This window comes from Natrinema sp. CGMCC1.2065, from assembly GCF_051225675.1.
GTDB classification, from domain to species: Archaea; Halobacteriota; Halobacteria; order Halobacteriales; family Natrialbaceae; genus Natrinema; species Natrinema thermotolerans.
This window is the reverse complement of the sequence record NZ_JBPJSJ010000004.1, coordinates 20464-41489: the sequence shown is the minus strand read 5'-3', so window position 1 is coordinate 41489 and position 21026 is coordinate 20464. Positions and strand designations below refer to the sequence as shown.

General features: G+C 58.2%; 28 protein-coding genes and 3 pseudogenes. 19 read left to right on the top strand and 12 right to left on the bottom strand.

The window, feature by feature from the left end; translation table 11 throughout:
* Positions 1–358 precede the first annotated feature (358 nt).
* From ACSBP4_RS06315 to ACSBP4_RS06300, 4 genes are all read right to left on the bottom strand, one after another.
* Positions 359–979: a peptide-methionine (S)-S-oxide reductase MsrA gene (locus ACSBP4_RS06315; RefSeq protein WP_435551736.1), complete on the bottom strand. Its 621-nt coding sequence runs from the start codon at positions 977–979 to the stop codon at positions 359–361.
* A 101-nt stretch (positions 980–1080) separates the two neighbouring features.
* Entirely contained in the window at positions 1081–1917 is an 837-nt protein-coding gene (locus ACSBP4_RS06310; protein ID WP_435551673.1) for a hypothetical protein, read from the bottom strand.
* A complete protein-coding gene (locus ACSBP4_RS06305) occupies positions 1866–2393 on the bottom strand; it encodes a hypothetical protein (RefSeq protein WP_435551672.1) in 528 nt (175 codons plus the stop codon). Before ACSBP4_RS06305 ends, ACSBP4_RS06310 begins: the two co-directional genes overlap by 52 nt.
* 111 nt (positions 2394–2504) lie before the next feature.
* A complete protein-coding gene (locus ACSBP4_RS06300) occupies positions 2505–3761 on the bottom strand; it encodes an RNA-guided endonuclease InsQ/TnpB family protein (protein ID WP_435551671.1) in 1257 nt (418 codons plus the stop codon).
* Positions 3762–4767: 1006 nt separating this feature from the next.
* Here ACSBP4_RS06300 and ACSBP4_RS06295 point away from each other — a divergent pair.
* The 6 genes and pseudogenes from ACSBP4_RS06295 to ACSBP4_RS06270 all read left to right on the top strand — a co-directional run bounded on the left by ACSBP4_RS06295 (position 4768) and on the right by ACSBP4_RS06270 (position 8418).
* Positions 4768–5625: a DNA-binding protein gene (locus ACSBP4_RS06295; RefSeq protein ID WP_435551670.1), complete on the top strand. Its 858-nt coding sequence runs from the start codon at positions 4768–4770 to the stop codon at positions 5623–5625.
* A gap of 97 nt (positions 5626–5722) precedes the next feature.
* Positions 5723–5989, top strand: a pseudogene (locus ACSBP4_RS06290) (hypothetical protein); the annotation flags it as partial.
* Between the two features lie 105 nt (positions 5990–6094).
* A complete protein-coding gene (locus ACSBP4_RS06285; RefSeq protein WP_435551669.1) occupies positions 6095–7024 on the top strand; it encodes an ArdC-like ssDNA-binding domain-containing protein in 930 nt (309 codons plus the stop codon).
* Entirely contained in the window at positions 7021–7239 is a 219-nt protein-coding gene (locus tag ACSBP4_RS06280) for a HalOD1 output domain-containing protein (protein WP_435551668.1), read from the top strand. Before ACSBP4_RS06285 ends, ACSBP4_RS06280 begins: the two co-directional genes overlap by 4 nt.
* A 307-nt stretch (positions 7240–7546) precedes the next feature.
* Positions 7547–7876, top strand: a complete 330-nt coding sequence (locus ACSBP4_RS06275; protein WP_049967149.1) for a hypothetical protein — start codon at positions 7547–7549, stop codon at positions 7874–7876.
* Positions 7877–7878: 2 nt separating this feature from the next.
* Positions 7879–8418, top strand: coding sequence for a winged helix-turn-helix transcriptional regulator (locus ACSBP4_RS06270; protein WP_049967148.1), 540 nt, complete (start codon positions 7879–7881; stop codon positions 8416–8418).
* Here ACSBP4_RS06270 and ACSBP4_RS06265 read toward each other — a convergent pair whose 3' ends face one another.
* The 6 genes and pseudogenes from ACSBP4_RS06265 to ACSBP4_RS06240 form a co-directional block, all read right to left on the bottom strand.
* Positions 8419–8964: a hypothetical protein gene (locus tag ACSBP4_RS06265; protein ID WP_049967147.1), complete on the bottom strand. Its 546-nt coding sequence runs from the start codon at positions 8962–8964 to the stop codon at positions 8419–8421.
* Complete coding sequence (locus ACSBP4_RS06260; RefSeq protein ID WP_049967146.1) at positions 8964–9251, bottom strand: thrombospondin type 3 repeat-containing protein; 288 nt, start codon at positions 9249–9251, stop codon at positions 8964–8966. Before ACSBP4_RS06260 ends, ACSBP4_RS06265 begins: the two co-directional genes overlap by 1 nt.
* Positions 9235–10104, bottom strand: a complete 870-nt coding sequence (locus ACSBP4_RS06255; protein WP_049967145.1) for an FAD:protein FMN transferase — start codon at positions 10102–10104, stop codon at positions 9235–9237. The genes ACSBP4_RS06260 and ACSBP4_RS06255 overlap by 17 nt, the downstream gene beginning before the upstream one ends.
* A gap of 2 nt (positions 10105–10106) precedes the next feature.
* The gene (locus ACSBP4_RS06250; RefSeq protein WP_435551667.1) at positions 10107–10376 is read right to left on the bottom strand and encodes a hypothetical protein; all 270 of its coding nucleotides are present in this window, start codon (positions 10374–10376) and stop codon (positions 10107–10109) included.
* Positions 10377–10876: 500 nt separating this feature from the next.
* A pseudogene (locus ACSBP4_RS06245) lies at positions 10877–11779 on the bottom strand (ATP-binding protein); the annotation flags it as partial.
* An 11-nt stretch (positions 11780–11790) separates the two neighbouring features.
* Positions 11791–13437, bottom strand: a complete 1647-nt coding sequence (locus ACSBP4_RS06240) for an MBL fold metallo-hydrolase (protein WP_435551666.1) — start codon at positions 13435–13437, stop codon at positions 11791–11793.
* Positions 13438–13806: 369 nt separating this feature from the next.
* Here ACSBP4_RS06240 and ACSBP4_RS06235 point away from each other — a divergent pair, with 369 nt between their 5' ends.
* Entirely contained in the window at positions 13807–13944 is a 138-nt protein-coding gene (locus ACSBP4_RS06235; protein ID WP_162834910.1) for a hypothetical protein, read from the top strand.
* Between the two features lie 132 nt (positions 13945–14076).
* The gene (locus ACSBP4_RS06230; RefSeq protein ID WP_435551665.1) at positions 14077–14898 is read left to right on the top strand and encodes an SWIM zinc finger family protein; all 822 of its coding nucleotides are present in this window, start codon (positions 14077–14079) and stop codon (positions 14896–14898) included.
* Positions 14899–14943: 45 nt separating this feature from the next.
* Here the strand turns inward: ACSBP4_RS06230 and ACSBP4_RS06225 are convergent.
* Positions 14944–15105: pseudogene (locus ACSBP4_RS06225) on the bottom strand (DUF7342 family protein); the annotation flags it as partial.
* Positions 15106–15751: 646 nt separating this feature from the next.
* Here ACSBP4_RS06225 and ACSBP4_RS06220 point away from each other — a divergent pair.
* From ACSBP4_RS06220 to ACSBP4_RS06170, 11 genes are all read left to right on the top strand, one after another.
* Complete coding sequence (locus tag ACSBP4_RS06220; protein WP_084158370.1) at positions 15752–16306, top strand: DUF7342 family protein; 555 nt, start codon at positions 15752–15754, stop codon at positions 16304–16306.
* A 25-nt stretch (positions 16307–16331) separates the two neighbouring features.
* Positions 16332–16478 (top strand): hypothetical protein, encoded by a 147-nt coding sequence (locus ACSBP4_RS06215; RefSeq protein WP_162472658.1) that lies wholly within the window; start codon positions 16332–16334, stop codon positions 16476–16478.
* A 74-nt stretch (positions 16479–16552) separates the two neighbouring features.
* The gene (locus tag ACSBP4_RS06210) at positions 16553–16756 is read left to right on the top strand and encodes a hypothetical protein (protein ID WP_233274395.1); all 204 of its coding nucleotides are present in this window, start codon (positions 16553–16555) and stop codon (positions 16754–16756) included.
* A gap of 143 nt (positions 16757–16899) precedes the next feature.
* A complete protein-coding gene (locus tag ACSBP4_RS06205; protein WP_435551664.1) occupies positions 16900–17190 on the top strand; it encodes a hypothetical protein in 291 nt (96 codons plus the stop codon).
* Complete coding sequence (locus tag ACSBP4_RS06200; RefSeq protein WP_049967138.1) at positions 17190–17525, top strand: DUF7558 family protein; 336 nt, start codon at positions 17190–17192, stop codon at positions 17523–17525. The genes ACSBP4_RS06205 and ACSBP4_RS06200 overlap by 1 nt, the downstream gene beginning before the upstream one ends.
* A 93-nt stretch (positions 17526–17618) precedes the next feature.
* On the top strand, positions 17619–17978 hold the full coding sequence (locus ACSBP4_RS06195; RefSeq protein WP_006648268.1) for a MarR family transcriptional regulator: 360 nt from the start codon (positions 17619–17621) through the stop codon (positions 17976–17978).
* On the top strand, positions 17975–18316 hold the full coding sequence (locus ACSBP4_RS06190) for a PemK-like protein (protein WP_049967137.1): 342 nt from the start codon (positions 17975–17977) through the stop codon (positions 18314–18316). The genes ACSBP4_RS06195 and ACSBP4_RS06190 overlap by 4 nt, the downstream gene beginning before the upstream one ends.
* A gap of 90 nt (positions 18317–18406) precedes the next feature.
* The gene (locus ACSBP4_RS06185) at positions 18407–18709 is read left to right on the top strand and encodes a hypothetical protein (RefSeq protein ID WP_435551663.1); all 303 of its coding nucleotides are present in this window, start codon (positions 18407–18409) and stop codon (positions 18707–18709) included.
* Positions 18710–19222 carry a hypothetical protein gene (locus tag ACSBP4_RS06180; protein WP_049967135.1) on the top strand — a complete coding sequence of 171 codons (513 nt, stop codon included), beginning with the start codon at positions 18710–18712 and terminating at the stop codon, positions 19220–19222. It begins immediately after the preceding gene.
* 182 nt (positions 19223–19404) lie between these two features.
* The gene (locus ACSBP4_RS06175; RefSeq protein WP_435551662.1) at positions 19405–19698 is read left to right on the top strand and encodes a PadR family transcriptional regulator; all 294 of its coding nucleotides are present in this window, start codon (positions 19405–19407) and stop codon (positions 19696–19698) included.
* A 186-nt stretch (positions 19699–19884) separates the two neighbouring features.
* Entirely contained in the window at positions 19885–20157 is a 273-nt protein-coding gene (locus ACSBP4_RS06170; RefSeq protein WP_006648263.1) for a PadR family transcriptional regulator, read from the top strand.
* A gap of 151 nt (positions 20158–20308) precedes the next feature.
* Here ACSBP4_RS06170 and ACSBP4_RS06165 read toward each other — a convergent pair whose 3' ends face one another.
* Complete coding sequence (locus tag ACSBP4_RS06165; RefSeq protein ID WP_006648262.1) at positions 20309–20980, bottom strand: helix-turn-helix domain-containing protein; 672 nt, start codon at positions 20978–20980, stop codon at positions 20309–20311.
* Between the last annotated feature and the right edge of the window lie 46 nt (positions 20981–21026).

The following is a 21026-nucleotide window of genomic DNA, read 5'->3' as shown; positions in this document are numbered from 1 at the left end:
GTAGGTGGTGATGAAAAGGTACCTATTGTATATTGTGTACCTGGTGAGGAAACCTATCCTACTTCTTGTCCCTCGGGAGGCTAACTGTAGCTGGCTGTTGGACCGATTTCGCAACATCTCTCACAACGAATCGGGAAAGGTACCTATTGAACCTATTCCAACTATTGTTCTATTGACTAGTACGGTGATTCTCTCGAATCTCGGCAAAGTTGCACCACTCGGAACCAATTCGACCCACTGCTGTTTCGAGGGTTGGGGAGCGACATGGAGTCGTAGCGAGGATCGCGTCGGAGTAACTGTACGCGTGGTGACGAGCCTACTGTCAGATTGCCGAGTCCGGGTCTCGAGCGATGAGGAGTTAGTGCCGTGGTCGTGGGTCGAACGACTGCTCGATAAACGGAACACTGACGTCGTTGCCAGCAACGTGAGCGTTCAGTTTCGCGGCTGCTGGCGACTCTCTGATCGCCGCATCATCATACTCCGCCTCGGCAAATACGTCGGTGATCCATCGCTTCCCGCGGAGGTTGAACTTCTGGTGGTAGGCTTCTGCGAGATGGAACCGATCGAGTGATTCGAAACGCGTTGTGATCCGGTTGCTGTCGAGATCACTGTCGTTCAGAAACGTCTGCAGCTGATCGTGTTGAGTAGCCGTCTCCGTGAAAACGATGTTCTGATACTGCCGCTTCGAGGGCTGCTGATATGGGTCGTGTTCTGAAAACGCTCGCTCAAGTAATTCACTGAACGAGAGTTCCTCGGGATCGTATTCGACCTGCACGACTTCCGTATGGTCGCCGAGAACCTCATAGGAGGGGTCGGATTTCGTCCCACCAGCATAGCCGACTCGAGTCCGCACGACACCGTCAATTGCGCCGAACGCTGCGTCGGGGCCCCAGAAACAACCCAGACCGAACGTCGCCGTCTTCGTGGCTTCCGGTGCTTGGCTATCGAACTCCGTGACAACTGTTGGTGTGAGCATGATCAGGCTATAGTGAGGAATCCGCAGCGTACATCGACTCTCGTAGCACGATCAATTAACACTGTCTCTGCGCTATTTGCGCAACAGAAAGCCGAGACGGAGAGCTACGTCTCCGTTCCGTACGCACGGACGGTTCGCTGATCTGAGCTTTCCTCGGTTTCGACGCGTACGGGGAACGAATCGTCTTGGGCCACCGGATATGTCTCAAACACGAGCGTGAGTTGTTCTGATTCACCGGCAGGGATCGTCACTGTGCGAGTGTCCACGGTTTCGGGGTCGTTCCCGACCACGAGACCCACCGTGCGTGTTACCGCTGACGAGTTGGTATTCTTGACCGTAGTAGTCACCTCAAGAACCTCCCCACCGGTCACCGGGCTATTCGTGCCCTGAATGTGTACGGCAACGCTCCCTTCATCGCCGCCAGCATCGTCGTTTGCTGCGTTAGACTCTTCGAACACCCACGGATTGACCGCTGTATACGTATTGTTGTCGTCGATCACCCATGCTTCAATCTGACATGTATGGCAGCCACCGTTGATTTCGACCGAGGCAGTGTCATTGGTTCCCTCGAGATCGGAGATGTCAAGGATCACGTCTGACTGCGTCAACCACCAGACGACACGATCTAGTTCAGTAGTACTCGAGATATCCAGCTCGAGCGTGGTGGTTTCGTCGGCGACAAGTTCGCTGGTAGCTGGCCGACTCGCATCAACGGTCGGCGGTTCAGGCCCTTCCTCAGCCACCGTCACCTCCCAGCGTGAAGCAGCATTCCCGTCGTCAGCAGTCACGGCTACATCGACGAGATACGTCCCTACAGTATCGAACGTGTGAGTGAAGAACTCGCGACCGACATCAGCGAAATACGTTGCGGACCATGGTCCGGCCGGTGTCAAGACGTACTCACCGTTGATATACCAGTGTGTGGTGCCTTGCTGCTCCACCAGTTCGCTATCGACCTCGAAGATGACCGTCGTCTCCGGTCGGACTTTAGCTCTTGGTTGCGATCTGGATATACGTACTGGGAATCGCACGGGTCTACACCGCTGACGTCGACTATTGTCTCGGCGACAGCGGCCTCAGTTTCAACGCGTACCGGGAATGTCTCATCGACGCGTACCGGATACGTCCGAAACTGCAGAAAATCAACGGTCCGCGTCTCGCCGGCCCTGACTGGAACCGTTCGCTCACCGACTACTTCCGCGTCCTCTCCGACGAGAAAGTCTAATTCAACCCGTTCATCGGTAGGACCGCTATTCCCTATTTCGGCAGTCACCTCAAGAAGATCTCCGCCCTCGAGCGGTGTGGACGTTTCGACGATGTCTACATTGATGTGGTCAGTTGCCCTGCCTTTAGTCGACAGAAGCGAAACTGTACTGATGCCCGTCCCCGCTCCAATCAGGTACTGTCGCCGGTTCATGCCAGTATCCAGTCCATCTATTGGCAAGAAACTTACATATGTGTCAGACCAAGTAGGTCCTCTTGACATCCTCCTCCGCCTGAAGGCGGAGGAATCCCAAGCGTTGGGATATTAGGGTTTGCAGTCTCCCCGTTCTCTCGGTGTGAACCGTCCGCTCTCGCGGTCGAACAGGAAGACTCCAGGCTGTGCCAACCAGCCGTTACTCATATCCCCGGTTGGGGGACTCTGAGTTATCTTTCGGCGGATGTTCACGGCACCGTTTACGTCTGCGTTCATCGTCGTCTTGCATGACGAACAGATGTACAGACCGCGCTCCACACGGTTTGCATCTCGAATCTGCCCGCAACACGAGCAGGTCTTCGAGGTGTTCTCTTCGCCTACCCGGTCAACGAGAATGCCGTGTTCTTCGGCCTTGTATTCGAGCAGACGGGCGAATCGGTCGAACTCCCAGCCGTGGAGTTTCTTGTTCCCCGATGCGCCCCAGTTCCGCGAGTCGCCGTTCTCGTCTTCGCGGATGTCGCTGAGGTCTCCAACTGCTATCTTCTCCACATCTTCTTCGCCACACCGCTCAACGATGTGTTTCGAGAGCGTGTGGAGGTAGTGGTCTTTGCGTCGGGAGAGTTTTCGGCGAGCCTTGCGCGCACGTTTCGACGGGCCGTTCTCGCCTTCAGTCTGGTACTCCTCACGGGTGAAGTAGTGCTTGTCCTCTTTCAGTACGTTCCCCGGATACAACTCCGAGGGGCCGTCCTCGTAGTCAATGGCAAGGTAGTTGCTGATGCCGAGATCGATACCCGCTGTCTTGTCACCGGGGGCGTCTTCAACGGGAATGTTCTTCTTGCAGACGAGGTGGAGTTCCCAGCGGTCGCCGTTCCAGACGGCACGCACCTGCTGGATGTTCTCCACCTGTACGTCGGGGCGGATTTCGTACTCCGCGAGGATGAAATCAGACCGTGACTTTTTCAGTTTGAAGCCTTTCGAGAGGCGAACACGGCTGTGTTTGGCGTCGTATTTGATTCCTTTCTGCTTCCACGTCACGGTGGAGCGCGGGTGTCGGTCGCCACGTTTCCTGTAGCCCGGTGGGTTGTTGCCGTCGTCAGAGTTGTACCAACCGTTGAACGCTTCAGCAAGCTCTTCGAGAACTCGCTGACTTGACTGAGAATGCAGGTCACTGTAGCGTTCGTGGTCTTTCAACTCCGACTTCAGTTCGGATTCATCGGGTATTTCACCGTCTTCGTCCCACCGCTGTTGGATGTAGTACCGCCCAACGTTCCACAGTTTGGATGCTGCGAACCCGCACTGGTCGAGGTCGCCACGAACCTGCGAGTGGTTCGTGATGCGTGCGACGTAAGTGCGGGTCGTCTCCAGCATCGTACTGTGTTCATAAGTAGTTGTGAAATAGATAGAATTAAAAACTCTGCTTGGCGTGGAATATCTGACCCTGTCGAAATCGGTGGAATATGTCACTGAGTGACGGCGCGTATCCACGGCCTGAAGGCCGTGGTATTGCGCCTGATCCGCGTATAAGTTCGATCAGGACACAACGCTTGGAAAGTATACCTGACCCTACTATGTCCGCAGCAATCTTCGACACTTCGGAAGAACAGCGGACATGGTGGGGTTCCCGTAACCTTAGTTGACCGCATTTGCGGTATCACGACTTGAATCAATGGTTCGAGACCTCGAATTTCTCGGAATTTCTGGCGGTATACGTACCAACACCAGTAGCAGGCTTGATCCCTGAAAGCCTCTGACGCGCTCGAGCCCTGCGTCTCGCTGCGCTCCTCTTAAGTTGCGGTGCTTGCGTCGGCGAGGTTCCTCGAGCCCGCCAGCCTCTTTCAGTCCCGCCCGCATGGAAAGATCAGCCGGCTCCAGTTTGGCCGATGGTCAGTCGTAGTCAACGGCACGCCCCGCTCGCCGCTGCCGCCCTCCGCGTCGCTCGCGACCGACCATTCCGGGCATGCGGCGAGCAAGCTCGCCGTTCCGGGCTAAAATGGATGTGCCCTCGTCGCCAGCGGGTAAGCCCGTCGGTTGCGTCCCTCACGGGCTTTCGCGTTCCAGTGCTTGGTGCCCCTGCGCTTCCCGCGCCACATTACGGCGCGGGTACTCGGCGACAGTCGCGCTGGACACGGACCCGCCGTCCGGGCCGGACACGAGCGGGCTTACTCCGCTGGCTGCTCGCTCCGGGCGGGTCGGCGCGCGGTGCTGGTTGGGGCCACCTCAACGAGGCGCGCTCTCGCTCGCGCCCAGGAGGGCGCTCGCGAAGGCGCGAGCGAGAGCGCGCAGATGGATCTAGTCGGTCGTAGTCGTCGGAAAACCGCGATGTAGTAGCATCGCGGTGGCAGGCGCGTGAGCGCCTTCAGATCTGTGAGATCCAATGTCTAGTAACAACTCGAGTAGCAAGGTCGTTACGGTCGATGAACAGGCATTCGAACAAGCGAGCGAGCAGACGGTCAATGAGGGCCGCTTCCCGGTCGTCGACGAGACGCCGGCGTTCGAGGCGACGGTCGAACAGGAGACACAGGCAAAGGTAGATGCGAATCACCCAGAGGGGATCGCAGACACCAGCGGAGATCGGATTCATGGCGCAACACTGGCCCAGGAAGAGCGCATTCAGGCTCGAGAGGACGAACTCGAGCGAATCAGTGACCAGGCCGAGTTCGGACAGCAGGACGGCCGAGCGTGGCGTACCCGGCAGAAGGTCGAAGCAATGCGTCGCGACGAGCGGACGGGCACACGGGTCGATCCCCGAGCAAAACTCGAGCGGGAGACGCTGGCGGAGGTCAATCAATTCGCGCAGCGGTTGGCTGACGACGTCGACAGTAGTTACACACGGGCCGTTATCGCGAGGCGCATCGCCAGTCGGATTCTCGGGGGTGCGGAGTTGTTCGAGGCAGTCATGGAGACAAAAGAGGAGCTGTTGAACGAGGCTGGAACCATCGTCCCGATCGGACGACTCGAGGAAATCGATCGTGGCGAGGTCAGCGTCGAAGGTCGCATTATCGAACTGTGGGAGCCCGCCTGTCCCAGTCAGCAGCAGGTCGGGCTGATCGAAGATGAAACTGGGCGAACGAAGTTTACTGTTTGGACGGCCAGCGAGCAGACGAAGGTCAGAGAAGGTGACCAAGTCCGGTTCAGGGCCGCGGCAAAAAACTGGTACAACGGTCGGTGTTCAATCGCGCTCACCCGGTGGTCGGAGGTCCGGTTCCCAGATCGAGACCCGTGGTGGGAGTAGCCGGTCGTCGTCCCCCTTTTTTTGCTGGTGTGTGTCGGTCACCGCCACCGCCCACCACCTCCACGGTCCGGGCTGCTTACGGCCAAAGGCCGTTTCGCTGCCGGGCTTTCGCCGACAGTGTGTAGCCAGCAGTACCGACAGAAGAGCGAACGACCGATCCCAGAGCTATCCTGGCGATACCATCCGTCAAAACGGACACGAACTCGTTGCGATCGACGAGTGGCTCCCCGGCAAAGCACCATCACCCTACGACATCGATCTCACAGACAGCGACGAGTATCGGACCCGGTACTGGCGCTGTCGAAAATGCGGCCACGAGCGCAACCATCGCGACGAGTTCACAACTCTCTGTGAGGAACCGCAGTTACAAGCCCCTGCTCGAGTCCGGCGTTTTTTGTGAGACCCCTGAGGGGCGGAGGTCTCCTCGAGTTCAGTCGATTCGATCCGACTCGAGAAGCAGTGATAGAACATGGCTACGAGCAGCCGCTCCCGGGAAACGTTCGACGATTCGGACACCCGGCACGACGAGATGCACAGCACGATCGAGACGTGGATCCAGGACCTCGTCGACGAGGTCAATGACGCCGTCTCGAGCGAGCAGTTCAAAGCGTGGTTGGATGTCCAGAGTCAGTTCCACGACTACTCGCACCGAAACACGCTGTTGATCAAACTCCAGTGTCCGCAGGCAACGCGCGTTGCCGGCTATCGAACATGGCAAAACGAGTTCGACCGGCATGTGAAAGAAGGGGAGACAGCGGTCTGGATCTGGGCGCCCATCATCGCAAAGCAGTGTCCCGACTGCGGAAACTCGCCGTCGTATCACGAGCGCAGTGACTGTGAATACGACGACACACCGCCGGATAGCTGGGAGAAAGGACTCGTGGGCTTTCGACCAGCGCCCGTCTTCGATATCTCACAGACTGACGGCGAGCCACTGCCCGACTTCGAAACCGAAGCCAAGGGACAGGCTGACGAGTTACTCCCCGCACTCCTCGAGGCAGCAAACTCACTCGAGGTTGACGTAGAAGTCGTGCCACCCCGGGACTGGTCATATGAGAACGCCAAGGGCGTCTGTGAGTATCGCCCTCAAGGGCAACCAGGCGTCGCCGTCCAAGTTCGTGAGAACGACGCTGATCTCGCCGTCACGCTCGTTCACGAGTACGCACATGCGCTGTTACACAGTGGCGTCGACGACGTGGCTGAGCGATCGAAACGCGAACTCGAGGCCGAAGCAGTCGGCTACATCGTTGGACGGTACTTCGAGTTGGATACCAGTGGGTCAGCGTTCTACCTCGCCGCGTGGCACGGTGACGAACCGGAAACGATCCTCGATCGGCTTGAGCGGATCAGTTCGACCGCCCAGGAGGTCATCGACATCGTCAGTGGAGGTCGACGATGAGTGATCGACCGCTTCTGCTCGAGATAATCACTGCACTCGAGGAACAGGGCCTCGATCGAGACGAGTACCAACTACAGCGGATGATCGACGCCGAAGCCCTCGAGCGGCTTGTAGACTCGACGGGCCCACAGACTGATCTCGAGATTCGATACTCGGTTGGTGAGTTCTGTGTGGTAGTGACACCATCTGATGAGGTCACGGTCAAGGTTTCGTAGAACGGGATGCCAAAACAAGGCCGTCATAGATTATCTCATCTGTTGAGCTGGTAATCACAATAAATGATAAGTACAGGGAAAGCAGTTACCGAAGCGGCCATCTATATGTCTGAAATGTTCCAAAAATCGCCTGCTGAATATAGAGCATCGATACAGCAGAGTCGGATTCCATGAAAATCTGTCACAGAGCGGCAGCCGCAGCGACAACCGGCCTGCCAACCCGCCATCAGGACCAGTCCGACTGCCCGATTCGATACTTGGACGACAATCCTTTTTCTTTCCCAACACCACTGTCGAGTCGAACCGAATGGCAGGGCTCGTTCCGGGATTCGTCACGATGACCGTTGCACTGACGCTCGCCCAGCAACTTGAGCAGATCATCAGTCTCGGAATTTTTCTCCTCGGCGCGGTGCTCGCACTGCTCAGCGCGCTGGCGTGGCGACGGGAACGCGACCGTCGCATGGCCGTCGTCGCCGTCGGTTATCTCATGTTCGCGATCTACGGGTTCGTCGTCTTCCTCGAGTACTACCTCTTCTCGTACCTCTCCGTGCAGACCGTCGAGTTGCTCGAGCATAGCGCGGCAGCACTCATCCTCGTGGGACTGCTCGCGTTCTTCATCGCGTTGACTCGGGACTGACCATGCCGGGCTCCGACCCCGACGCGGACCCGGCGCTGGAGCTGCGATCGCGGCGGACAATCTATCAGCACGTCCGCGACAATCCCGGGATCCACTTTCGGGCTCTCCTCGTGGCTCTCGAGTATGCGCAGGGAACACTGCAGTACCACCTCCGCCGGCTGGAAACCCAGGGGTTGCTCGAGAAATCGGACGACGGGAAGTACACGCGGTACTACCCAGCGGAGGAGTTCGACGAGGAAGATCAGGCCGTAATGAACGCGCTGCGACGCGAGTACGCCCGCCGGATCATCGCCCACCTCGCCGTCGAAGGAGCGCTGTCGACCGCCGACCTGAGCGATCGCCTCGAGCGGTCACCGTCGACGGTGTCGTGGCACCTCTCGAAACTCGAGGACGCGGATCTCGTGACCAAGGAGCGTAAGGGGCGCAGCGTCGAATACGCGCTGTGCGATCCAGAGCGCGTGCAGTATCTCTACACGGTCCACCGACGAACATTCACCGATCGAGTCGTCGACCGGCTATTCGACCTGTGGGACAGCTACTAGCTACTGCTTCGTCGTCGCGGGCGTCGACAGCTGCCCGCTGGCCACCAGCAGGCGCAACAGCAGGACGTAGCCGAGGAACGCGATCGCCGGGGCGAAGACTGGACGGATCAGCCCCGCAACATCGGTCCCGATGGCGACTGCGTGGATCGTCGCGAACGCGAACCCGCCGTAGGCGAACGCATGGACGACCCGCGGACCCCAGGGTCGGTCGAACCGCTGTGCGTCGAGAAAGCCGAGGACCGCGACGACGAGCACCTGCAGCGCCCCGACGCCGACCACGACACCAGCGAGCAGGTACGTCGTCGAGTAGGCGGGCTGGGGGGCTGACCCGGAGACGATGAACCAGGTGTCGAGGATACCGAGGACGCCGTGGAGGAGCGTCATGAGCATCGCAAACACCGACACTTCGATGTGGACCCGGCGAGAGAGCCGGTAGAGCGAACCGAACGACCGCGCGGTGTAGAGAATCCCCGTCAGGACCGCTAGATACAGCGCGGGATAGGCGACGAGTGCTGCGCCACGGTCGAGATACCAAATAATTTCCATCACGAGGCCCCCGTCGTCTCAACGATGTCCGGACAGCCGTCGCTATCCTGAAAGCCGTTCGTCGTCTCCGGTCGCGTCGGGCACTGATCCGCGTTGTCACGAATCCCGTCACCGTCGTAATCGTTCGGTGCCTGTCTCGTCGGCACCGTCGAGTCGACGAGGTCCGCCCGCTCGCGGTCGACTGCCTGCGTCTCGCGAACGTCAGCGATCCCCCACAACACCGGAATCGTGGCGACGAGTAGCACGACCGCGATGACCGTGATTGTCCCGCTATGCGACGTGTGCATCGAATCCCTCTGTCATCCGAAAGACGCCGTCGTGAACCACGAACGCCTCGAGGTCCGGCCACGCGGCTGCGCGCTCGAGCGCGTCCGAGAGCGGTAGTGCGGCGAGCGTCGTCGCGAGTGCGTCAGCTTCCATGCAGTCGCGGTTCGCGATCACGGTGACCGACTCATGTCGCGCACCGAGTCGCTCCGTCGTCGGATCGTAGACGTGGTCGACACCATCGCGCTCCCGGCGATAGCCCCCGGAGGTGGCGACGTTCCAGTCGGTGTCGAGGATTTTGAGCGGACGCGAATCCCCGTAGGGGCTCTCGACGGCGATCGTGCCGGTCGGCGGCGACATATCGCCACCGCCGCTGACGAAGCCGCGTCGGCCCGGCCCCGCCGCTGTGGCGGTCGCACGGTCGACGATGTACCCCTTCGCAAGACCGTTCAAGTCGAGTTCCGTCTCGGTGACAACGCGGTCGCCGTCGATGCGCACCGAGCCGGTTTCAAACGCCGGCGAAATCGATTCTCGGTCGCCACGGAGGTACGCCTTTAGGTCGTGTTCGACCGCCCCCTGCCGGATGTCGAAGACGCCGTCGGTGCGCTCGCCGTACTCGAGGCCGCGCCGGACCAAGCGAGCGACGTGTTCGTTCTCGACGCGCCCCGTCCGGTTGAGACGCGCGACTGTGCTTTCCGGATCGAACGCGTTGAGTTCGGCCTCGAGTGACAGCGCGGTCTCGCGGGCGCGCTCGGCTGCGGCGTTAGCATGGTAGCCCGTCGTCCGAACCACGAAGTCGGTGTCACAGCACCGAAACTCCAGTCTGGCGTCACCGAGTCGCGTGCGGGCGGCAGTAAGGGAGTCCGCCAAACTCATCGCTAGTCGTCCTCCTCCTCTTCGTATTCCTCGTATTCGTCTTCGTACTCGTCGTCCTCGTGTTCACCGCCGCCTTGCGTCCCGACTGCCGGTGTGAAGTCCTCGTTCGGCGTCGGTGCATCGCTCGCGACCGTCGGATTCTCGTCGTCGGTCAGCGAATCGACGCCGAGTCCGAGTCCGGGGGCTGCCAGCGCGAGCGCGACGAAAGCAGTTAACACCGCGCCGGCGAGCGTCAGCGAAACGAGTCTGTTCGTCGGAAGTGGGGATCTCATGAGCAAGTGCAGGTAGGCTACGGCCTTATCTATCGTTTCGCGTCCATCAATCGAATGTTCGTCCAACCGTCGAATCGTCCGGACCGATCGCCGATCGCCCGCGGTTCTTTGCTCCTGCCTCGAGACACCTGACTTCTGCTCACAGGGCTCTTCTGGTTGGCGCATAAGGTCAACTCTCTCGAGCCAGCGTGGGCGTTCTACGAGGAAATGTTGGAACTTCCCGTCAGTGAGCGCGGGGACGACGAACTCGTCGCCGCGGCCGGCGAAACCGACCTCGTGCTCCTCCAGCCGAGCGGGCTCTCCGGGTGGCCTTCATACCTGCTATACGTTCATTAGCTGGTGCTGCTTTCGCGCTCTGTATTCATCACGACTCTTCGAACAGATACTCTGATTGGTAGGAATCCCAGCGATCAATAAGCAAGCAGCCTCTCGCGGATGATTCCGTTATGGATCCGTGGAATAAACACTGTGGCAAGAGTTCTATGACACCCTACACAACGTCAGCTTTGGTTGTACTCAGTGGTGACTAAGTCAGACAGGTCGAAAAGACGGACATCATCTCGAGTTTCGGTGGCGTGTTCGAGATCATCAGTATATCCTGACCGGCTGAACAGCACGTACAGCGGCTCTCCACCGGTGGGTCGCTTTGACCATCGTACTTCATCCGCTGTCCGTTCGAGATCGGACAAGATGCCCTCACTGACGGGGTTGGAGGTGAACTTACACTCCCCAGCGACAAGCCCGTCCTCTGTCAGACCGAGGACATCCAGTTCGTGTTCCTTGAACCACCACTGTCCGATGTCCCGGAACTGTCGATCAACGAGAGTTGGGAGTACTCGCTGGCAGAGCCGTTCGAACAGCGGATTCACGTAATCCGCGAGTTCGGGCGCGACAAGTTCTTCGTACGCATTCTCGCCGAGCATCCGAAGCTGATCCTGATTGCCGTAGACGAATCGGAACCAGAACCGGAACAGCGGAGCAGCGATCCGATACCGGCCGCGTTTCGACGAGGTCGGCGATTCAGTCACGGGAATGTGGCGCTCGATAAGACGAAGACGGCGAAGCTTTTGTAAGTACGTACTGAGTGAGGCCGACTCGACGCCGGCCATACCTGCAATTTCGTTTGGCGTCCGGCGGCCGTGAGCGAGTGCGCGGAGGATACTGAAGTACGTGTTCGGCTGGCGGAGTTCGGTTCGCAGCAGGAACTCTGGCTCGGAGTACAAAAGTCCACGTTCCGAGAGGATCGACTGCTGAACGTTCTTCCCTACCTCCTGGTCAGGGTCGATTGTCTGGAGATAGTACGGTGTCCCGCCATAGATCGACCACGCAGCGATAGCGGTTTCAGGGTCGTATTCCGGGAAGAACTGGCGTGCGTTAGCGACAGAGAGTGGTTTGAGATCTATGTGGTTCCGTCCTAGTCGTCGCTCGGCTCTGTTTTGATCGTTACGTCAACCACGTCACCAGCTTCGACATTAGCTTGCTCTAGGAGTTCCAAGACCTGTGTGTCCGCACCATCGCTCAACACGCGGGCTGAAACCGTTTCCTCGGACTGTTCGAGTGTCGTTTCAATCGCCTCGAGACGAGCGAGAACGTCTGCTTCGAACGATCGATCGGTCTGTCGGTCATCCGTATCGCGTGCAACTGCTTTCGAACCGTCGTTCCCAGGATCGGAACCGGCATACGGATCCTCGATGGGCCGTGAAAACGTCTCTTCGAGGGCATCGAGATCGACACCTTCCGCTTCGAGATCGACCGATCTCTGTCGACAGCGGGGCAGTGAGACATCGGTCTCGAGTGGCTGCTCTTGGAGAACGTCCCACTGTCGACTTTGAATTCGGCTTGCAGTCGAGTCGGTAATCCAGTCGGGAACCTGCCACTCGCCGTTCTCGTAGAGGCAGTGGACCCCTGTATCGTTCGTTCCCCAGGTAAAGCAGTGGTCGAAGCGCCGCTGGAATTCCTTGAGCGTGCTACCGTTTGCGTGCTTGATGACGACCTCTTTCGGCGCGATGTCGTGAACGATGTTGGAGATCGTCTCGCTACTGGGATGGTTCGGCAGTGGAAACGCCTGTGTGGTACAGCGGGTGTCTGACGGGTCGACCTCGTCTTCCATCGTCAATTGAACGAACGCAGCAGCAGGATCGTCGCCGATCGCTTGCAGGAGTCGCTGTGTACTGCCGGTCGTCGGCGTCTCCGGTCCTGCAATCGTGATCCCGCCATCTGCCAGGACCTCGTTCGGCCGGTCGAAGACTGCTGTCGGTTCGACCCCAGACACATCGTATTCGAGGCTGTCGTAGAGTTTCGCAGCCTGACCGACGAGCGTGATCGGAACCTCGCGCTCGAGTACTTCCGTACAGTGACCAAGCAGTGTCGCGTAGTGAACGCCAGTCAATGAACTTGCCGCGACGACCACTCGTGAACCAGCATACGCGTGTTCGAGGGTCAACTGAAGGGACTCGTTCAGCGACGTCGTGTAGGAATCGTTGCTCGCGACGTTGAGCAGGAGGCAGTCGATATCGAACGGGTACGATGTTGCCAGCCCCGGGAATCCCGCACACGGTCGCGTCGTGAAGTCGCCCGAGATGAGAATGTGCTGCTCGCCATGTAAGGGGTCGTCAGTCGCAGTCTCGTCGTGAAACCGGATCAGGAACCCTGCCCCACCGGGCGTGTGGCCAGCGGCAATCGGTCGGACCTCGAGTCCGTTAAGGATCGACGTCCATTCGTTGATCGGTTCGAGCGCGTCGAGAGCAGTGGAGACATCCCCGAGGTCGTTGTCCTGTGTGGCCTCCGGCAGGGCCTGCTCGAGGATCGCGGCAGTCGTGTCTGCGGTATAGATCGGGGCACTGTGTCGGACGTTCGTCGCGAGCGTGCGATAGTGATCGATATGTGGGTGTGTGAGTAAGATCGCATTCAGATATTCATCGTCTGCGAGTAGTGTGTCGAGATTGACGCCATCTCCCGCGTCGACGAGAATACAGGCACGCGTGCCATCCGCGGCTGTAAATCGCAGCAGCGTCGATTCGTTGCCGCTGTTAATGTTCGCATGTTGGTATGAGACACGCATGCGTTTTATCTACTTTATCGAAGCCCTGTATAAAGGGTGGGGATCTTCTTCCAAAAGTGTCACTACCCTGCGACAGCGGTGGGCTCGTCGTCGACGCCCTCGCGGCGTCGCCGGCGTTTCACGCCGGCTTCCAGCGGGACCGACGGTCCCGCCCGTCTCACGCGCTTCCGCGTCGAACTCGGCCATCTCGAAGTATCTACGAGCGCATACAGAGCCGCTCGCCCCGGAGTACGAGGCAACCATCAACCTGTGGCTGTCACGCATCGAAGGCACAGATCAGCTACCCAGAGATCCCAAGCACGACACAGGCGACGATGAACAACACGAACCGAACGATTATGTCCACGAATCCCATAGTGAGAAGTAAGTATGGCCGCCGAAAGTGACCAGCCCGAAATCCCCGATGAGATGTCCCCCGAGGAGGCGCGGCAGTATCTCATTCGGTTCCTCGGCCGGCAGGACCTCGACGAGCATGAGGAAATCTACAACGAACTCGCGACCGAGTAGGACTCTCTCCAAGCTGCGGGTTCTCCGTAGTACTGCAACAGTACCGTGGCTTCTCGTAGAGCGAGACCGTTCCAATCCGGAGCGAAAGCGAGATCGACGTATCGGTTTTCCCGTTCGCACTGGAACACGCACATGGACGTAACCGAGGACACGGTTCGAGATGTCTGCACGGACGCGGTCTTCGAACGTGGCGAACGATATCTTACTGAGGGCCGTATCCACGAAATGCACCGCGTCGACACCACCGTAACCGCCGTCGTGAGCGGCAGCCGTCAGTACGATGTCCGTGTTGACCTCGCCACCGACGGGTTTGCCCCGTGGTGTGATTGTCCGTACGACGGGCCGGGAGCGTGCAAGCACGTCGTCGCCGTGTTGCTTCGGTGTGTTGACGACCCACCGCCAGACGAAGGCGATCAGTTCGACGCCGCACTCGATGGCGTCGACGCCGACGAACTCCGCGCGTTCCTGCGTGACGAACTCGCGACCGATGCGGATCTCCGCGCCCGGTTTCTCGCCCGAGTCGGCGAGCCGACGAGACAGTCGGCTGACGAGCTTCGTGCCTCGATCGACCGGCGGTTCGAAGAGACAAACCCTGAGTACCACGTTGTCTTCGAGCCCATCGACTTCACGCAGTGGTTCGATCTCGCGAACGAGTACCGCGAGCAGGAGCGGTACGCGTCGGCGGCGACCGTCTACCGGGCACTCGTCGAGTCGCTCGACGACAACATGGAGCGCGTCGACGGCGCGTACGACCACTTCTCGAGTGCGTTCAGTCGGGCACTCGACGGGTACGTCGACTGTGTCGCGGCCGCGGAGCGCGACGCTGATGCTGTCACTGACGCCATCGGGTTCCTCAATGAGCGGGCGACATCGGGAACGCCGTTCCTCGCGGAACACTTCGAGAAGGCTGCGGTCGAACTCCGGGAGAAGATGAACGAGCAACCCAGCAAGTAGCTGTGTCGCCCTCGATGACGCCCGTAAGTTCGAAAGCCACGAGAATTAGTTTGTGTCGCAGTCAGTCACATTGATCCGCTGTTCGCGAGCGGCTTCGACGTCGGAGTAGAGCGCCAACATGTGCTTGATGAGCCGGCGATCTTCCAGAGTCTCCTCCCACGTCTCGACGTCATAGATGACGATCACGTCGTCTTCGCGTACGAGTTCTCGAAGTCCGTCCTGTGTCACGTGCAGCGAACCTCGGACTGGCTGGTCCGGGTCGACCGGGCTGATGGGACGATCCTCTTCAGCCAGCCAGTAGAGGCGAGACGGCATTTCCGGAGTTGTTTGTCAAACCCCCGAGAGGGATGCGGGGCGATCAAACTGCCCCGAGATAGCGAATGACTTCTGAGCGACAGCACCCACGAAACCGTGGTATCGATCGTCGAACGTCTGGGGAGTCAAACGAACTCAGTACATTGCCGCCGAGACGACCGGCCAGCTCTTCAGGAAGTGTCATTACGACGAACGGCTCTGCTGGCACGAACAGACGATGTCTCGGCAGGACGTACGTGATGAACTAATCAATCGCCTCGCACGACCCGCGTCACTGGCGACGAATCAGAGTCATCCCCATCCTGTTGAGGGACCAGATACGTTCCAGGTGGAGCAAACGTGGCAACTGAGAACAGATCGATGGACCAGCAAGAGGTAATCTCCAGCCCTTAGTACTCGAGCCTGCTGTTGAATATCGATCACTGGCTCCAGTACGCATTACCTAGTACTTTCCACTCGACCGCGCCCCCAGCATCAGGGTACAAAATAATTCAGACAGACACTAAACTATTAGTTCATAGGAGTCATAAAGCGAGTAATGAGCGACCGATCACAGGTGTGGCCAGAAGAGATGGATAGTGCAGATCGTGTCAGGCATGTCGCCTTGACGCGAACGACACCACGGAATGCTGGCTGGATCGCCGAAGAGGCGGATGTCTCGAGAGATACGGCTGTTAAATACCTTGATCGAATGGCTGATCAAGGAGATCTCGAGGCCATTGAAACAGCTGACGGCACATGCTACAAGCCCGATGAGATTACGCAATTCCTCCGTGAAGTTCGGTCCCTTGCTGAAGAGCAGTCAGTCGACGAACTCACCAATGAACTGCGTACGATTGGTGAGGAAATCGACTCGTGGAAGTCAACGTACAATGTTGAATCTCTCGAAAAACTTCGACAGAGCATTGGACGTGAGGATCTGTCGGCTGACGATCGACGCGAGCGCCTCGAAGTGATCGAAGAATGGGAATACAACATTCAGGTGCGTGAAGCACTTCAGCTTGCGATCAGCCTTCAGAGTTCGCTAACGCGACTCGATGCAGACCCGCGTCTCGCAAATCGTGGTTCAGACACGCTTCCCCAAGAGGGCTAGGGAAAGATGGTACTCTTTCTTGCTGGTGGCCGAGGATTCACTCGGCGCGAAGGACTTCGTCGCCTCAAAGAACGACTGGAAAAAGAACCGGGGCTTTCTGATGTTCGGTATCGTCCATCTCGACTCCGGCCTCGATCTGTCGTTGCTGACGTTGAGACTGAGATATTCTTAGGCGAAGAATTCCCACGGCAGCAGGCCACCTTCGAGGTCACATGGCGGCCACGTGCCGACATTGACGTTCAGCGTGTGCAGTGGGCTGATGACGTAGTCAGCCTGGGGTGGCACAAAGACGATGATCATGAAGAACTTGGGACAACCCATTTCCAGATCGAGACCGATGAGGAATTAACCCACGAACCAGGGTATCTCGAAGCAGAAGCGCCGCTAAGCTTTCTGGAAACCTGTCTTCAGCGACTTCCTCTAAAACTCGAGGAGACGATTCCAGAGTGAACTCGGTTACTCCCAATCGAATGGGTGCTTAATATCTGTATGCACCTTCTGATACGGTCCCTCTGACCGCACTTCCAGCAGTGAGTTTATCGGCGCCATGAGGCATGAGGCGCGCTCAACAGTGAGCCGCCATGTGATTGACAATGACTGATCCGAATCCGATTGACGACACTGCAGACGATTACAGCCGGTTCGAAGCCAGACTCGTTGCCCATGATCAGGATGCAACTCGCGTCGTGACAGCAGATCTCAGCGAGACAACCGCCCGTCAGCTCGTGACTGAACTCATCGATAACGGTGTGGTAATGCCGGTCCCTGGCAAGCGGGTATTCATCCACGAGCCAAGTGAGACTGCCTTTGACTCGAGCACTCAGCTTGCTGTCTTCCATCAAGGCTGGACGGCTGCTCGCAACGCCGACGAGGTGCGTGAGTGATGCAGCAGACGCTCGCTGGCTGTGCCTTCTGCGACGCCCTGCCTGGCACCGAGGCCGGTGAGGCACATACGTGGGGAAAAGATGAGCGAGTCTCTCACCCCATCTGTGTCGACTGCGCTATCCAGGCGGAGCCGGACCCTAGCGACCGCGATCACTGCACCTGTGACGGCTGTGGGCTCGTCGTCGACGCGCTTGCAGCCCTCACGCGATTCCGCGTCGAACTCGGCCATCTCGAGGGCTCGCTACAGCTGTGTGCGCGATGTAGTCCGAGTGGGCCAGCCACCTACTGGACGCGTGATCTCGAGGAGCACCTCATCACGACGCCGACAAAGTGAATAACAGAGTTTGACCTGCCTTCAGACGTGAGTGTGCTTCTCTAGTAACAAACACCCAAAATAGCTATACACCCACGCTACCAACAGTAATCTATGTCGAGCGGCACCATCGATATCGACGAGTTCGAGAACGCCGACGACGACGAATTCGAGGAACGAAACGACACCGAGCGGATCGTGCTATTCCTCGATGAGAACGACGACCGGGCGTGGAAGGCGGCGACGATCGCTGACCAACTCGAACTGGATACGGACGCCGTCAGTGCCATCCTCTCGCGACTGAAGGAACGAGGTCTTGTGCGGCACAAGCGCCCGTACTGGGCGATCACAGACAACGAAGACCGGCTTCGAGCCGCCTACCGGCTTCATCAGCACCACCAGACTGCAGACGAGCAGTACGGCGAAGAAAATCTCGAGGAGTTGAAAACTGACGAGATGGAGGAAGTGCAGTGACCGCGTTCGATGAACTGGAACGCGGCGACATCATCTGGGGGACCGATCCGCTCTCGGACAAAGGCCGTCCGATGCTTGTTCTAGGAACACCTCGGTTCCCGAACCACGGCGTACAGCTGATCACCGTCCTGATCTCCACGAAGACCTACCATGAGGAGTCACTCACGCTCCACGACGACGACTACGAAGGCGAGCCACTCGGGGAACGAAGTCACGTCCTTCCGTGGTCGCTCGCAACCCTCAACAGTGCGACAGAGGTGGAATTCCATATGACCGCTCTCGTTGACGAACGGACCGAGGACGTGGCCACACAGTTAATCAGCTACATTTCTTCTTGAGCGAACCGTGCTGTCGTCGACGTGAGGGGAGCGTGGCTCACACTGTACACACGATAACTGCTAAGTGGACTGGCTCACAATGTACACATAATGAATGGCGACAAAAAGCGCGTTCAGTTCCGGGCGCCCCACCGACTTATCGACCGGACCGACGCCCTTGCAGACGTCCTCGGGGAAGACCGGACGGATATCCTCGTGACTGCGCTGCGAGAGTACCTTCAAGAGGCGACCCATGACGACGCGCTCACGCAGGAAATCGCGGCCGCCTACTACGACGACGAGATCGCCTTCGAGCAACTCAAAGCGCTCGTCGGTGCCGAAGAGGCGGCGAACCTCCGAGTGTTGAAACAGCAACTGGACGAAGACTTCATCGACGAGGTCGCCGACGCATAAATGTCGACGCTCGTCGCTGACGCCTCCGCCCTCGTGAGTCTTGGAGTCGTTGCTGACGATAACCCCGATCCACTCGCGCTCTGCTTGTCCTGCTACGAGGTTGTCGTCCCAATGGCAGTCATCGAGGAACTCCGGGAGATCGCCTCATACGATGACGTGCATGGTCGCGGGGCAACGACCGTCCTCGACCGAACTAAGACGCTCGAGGTACGATCAGTCGATCTCGACGCCGAATTTCCGCTTGATGACGGCGAAAACGCTGCTGTCACCCTCGCGAATGACCTCGACGCCACACTATTGCTCTGTGATGAGTTCAATCAACTCGGTCTGGTCCACGCCTCGCTCGCCGATACCCGGCTCGTCACGACGCCAACGCTGCTCTCAGTACTCGTTCGCACCGAACAGCTGTCAGCTGCCGATGCTCGTGCTATTCTCGACGAGATCAGCGATGCCCGCAGCTGGGACGCAAACAGCTACGTGCAACGTGCCCGGTCACTGCTCGAGGAGCCCTGACACCGACGCTGTCGCCCATCGGTTCTCAGTCACCGCCTAGAACCCGTCCGTACCTGGGCCCCTGTTCGGCGCAGACCCTGTGCAAGTCTGTCTCGCCGTTCCCACATCTTCAACATACGAGAAATTTCTAAGGTGTCACTTGCTCTCGGAACTTTCATCAGCAGATACACTCACATTCATATATGTACGATCTCACTGCATTCCAACGTGACATCTTGTACGTGATTGCTGGCCAGAGCGACCCACATGGGCTCGCGATCAAAGACGAACTCGAGGAGTACTACGAGAACGAGATCAACCACGGGCGACTGTATCCGAATCTTGACGACGTCGTCGACAAAGGGCTCGTCGAGAAAGGAGAGGCCGACAAACGAACGAACTACTACACGATCACAGCGCGTGGGCAACGCGAACTCGAGGCCCGGCGAGAGTTGGAAAATCAGTACGTCGGTGAGCTACTCTCGAGTACAGAGTGAGACGGCCCTGACCACTGAGCGTGCGCGCTAGATCTGATCTCCCGAGTACTCTATTACAACCATAGTTTCAGGATGGCGTGAATGGAACGAGAGTCAGCTAGTGGTATAAAGAATCGACTAGTTGGATTACCTTATACCTACGTACGTGTAGAATAACAAATATCATCTCGCCTGAATGGCTGGGCCATGGACGACCTTACAGGATTCCAACGAGACCTGCTGTACGTGATCGTGGGCGCTGACAAGCCATCTGGACAGGATGTTAAAGACGAGATCGAGCAGTACTACAGTTCAGAGATCAATCATGGTCGGCTATACCCGAATCTCGATACGGTCGTGAATAAGAAACTCGTCGAGAAAGGACAACTCGACAGGCGCACAAACTACTACGCAATTACAGACGAGGGAGAGCAAGCGATCGAGGATCGTTATGAGTGGGAATCCCAGTACATCGACTAATCGAAATCGGAAGCGATCTGGATTCTTGCTTTGCCCTCCCGAATCGGTAAGTACAGGGGATACACATACCAGTGCACAACTCAATCTAGTGCTTCATCAACGAGAAACCGATAGACCTCTATATAGAAAATCTGTCACAAGCGTCTAAAAGTCACGACTGAAGCTCTACGAGCGCCTTGATAAGTTTCACTTCCGCTTTCTGGAGGTGTTCACTGACCGTGTTGGCCGCGCACCCAAGCTCTTCGGCTAATTCTGCGTGAGTTGTCTCCCGGGGATGCTGATAGTACCCGTGTTCGAACGCGGTAAAAACCGCCTCACGCTGCCGATTGCTCAGCTCAAAAAATGGGTCCGTCCGTTGCGACGGACGTGACCCAATGTTCTCGATCGTCACGTCGATAGTCCGTGGTGCGGCGTCAACCGCGGTTTGCAGTGCCGAAGCGTCTCCCACCACCTCACCTCTTGTTTCGAAGTCGCTGTACACGACTGGAGACCTGACGAGCAACCCCGCTCGCGCCGTCAACACGAGAAACGTTCTAAAGAATGGGAGTGCGTCGGGATTCGCCGTGACCAACACGTACCCCGAACCACCGGTAGAAGTGGGTGCCGCGACATCCTCGATTCCATCGGTGCCACGCGCTGCATCAACGAACACACTCGTGTCACCGTCAACGTCGTACAGAACAGTTGCTAGGTCCTCTGCTGCAAGATTCCAGTCAACGAGCCGCAGTTGCGAGATCGCTGACGACTCCGTCACCGTGGCGTAAAATGACGGAAGGACTGTGGGAGCCAGCGTCGCTGAAACCTGAAGTCGAGTCAACGACATCGGCAGAGCGTACCTCTCGTTTCACCAGCTCTGTTTAAAAATCCCA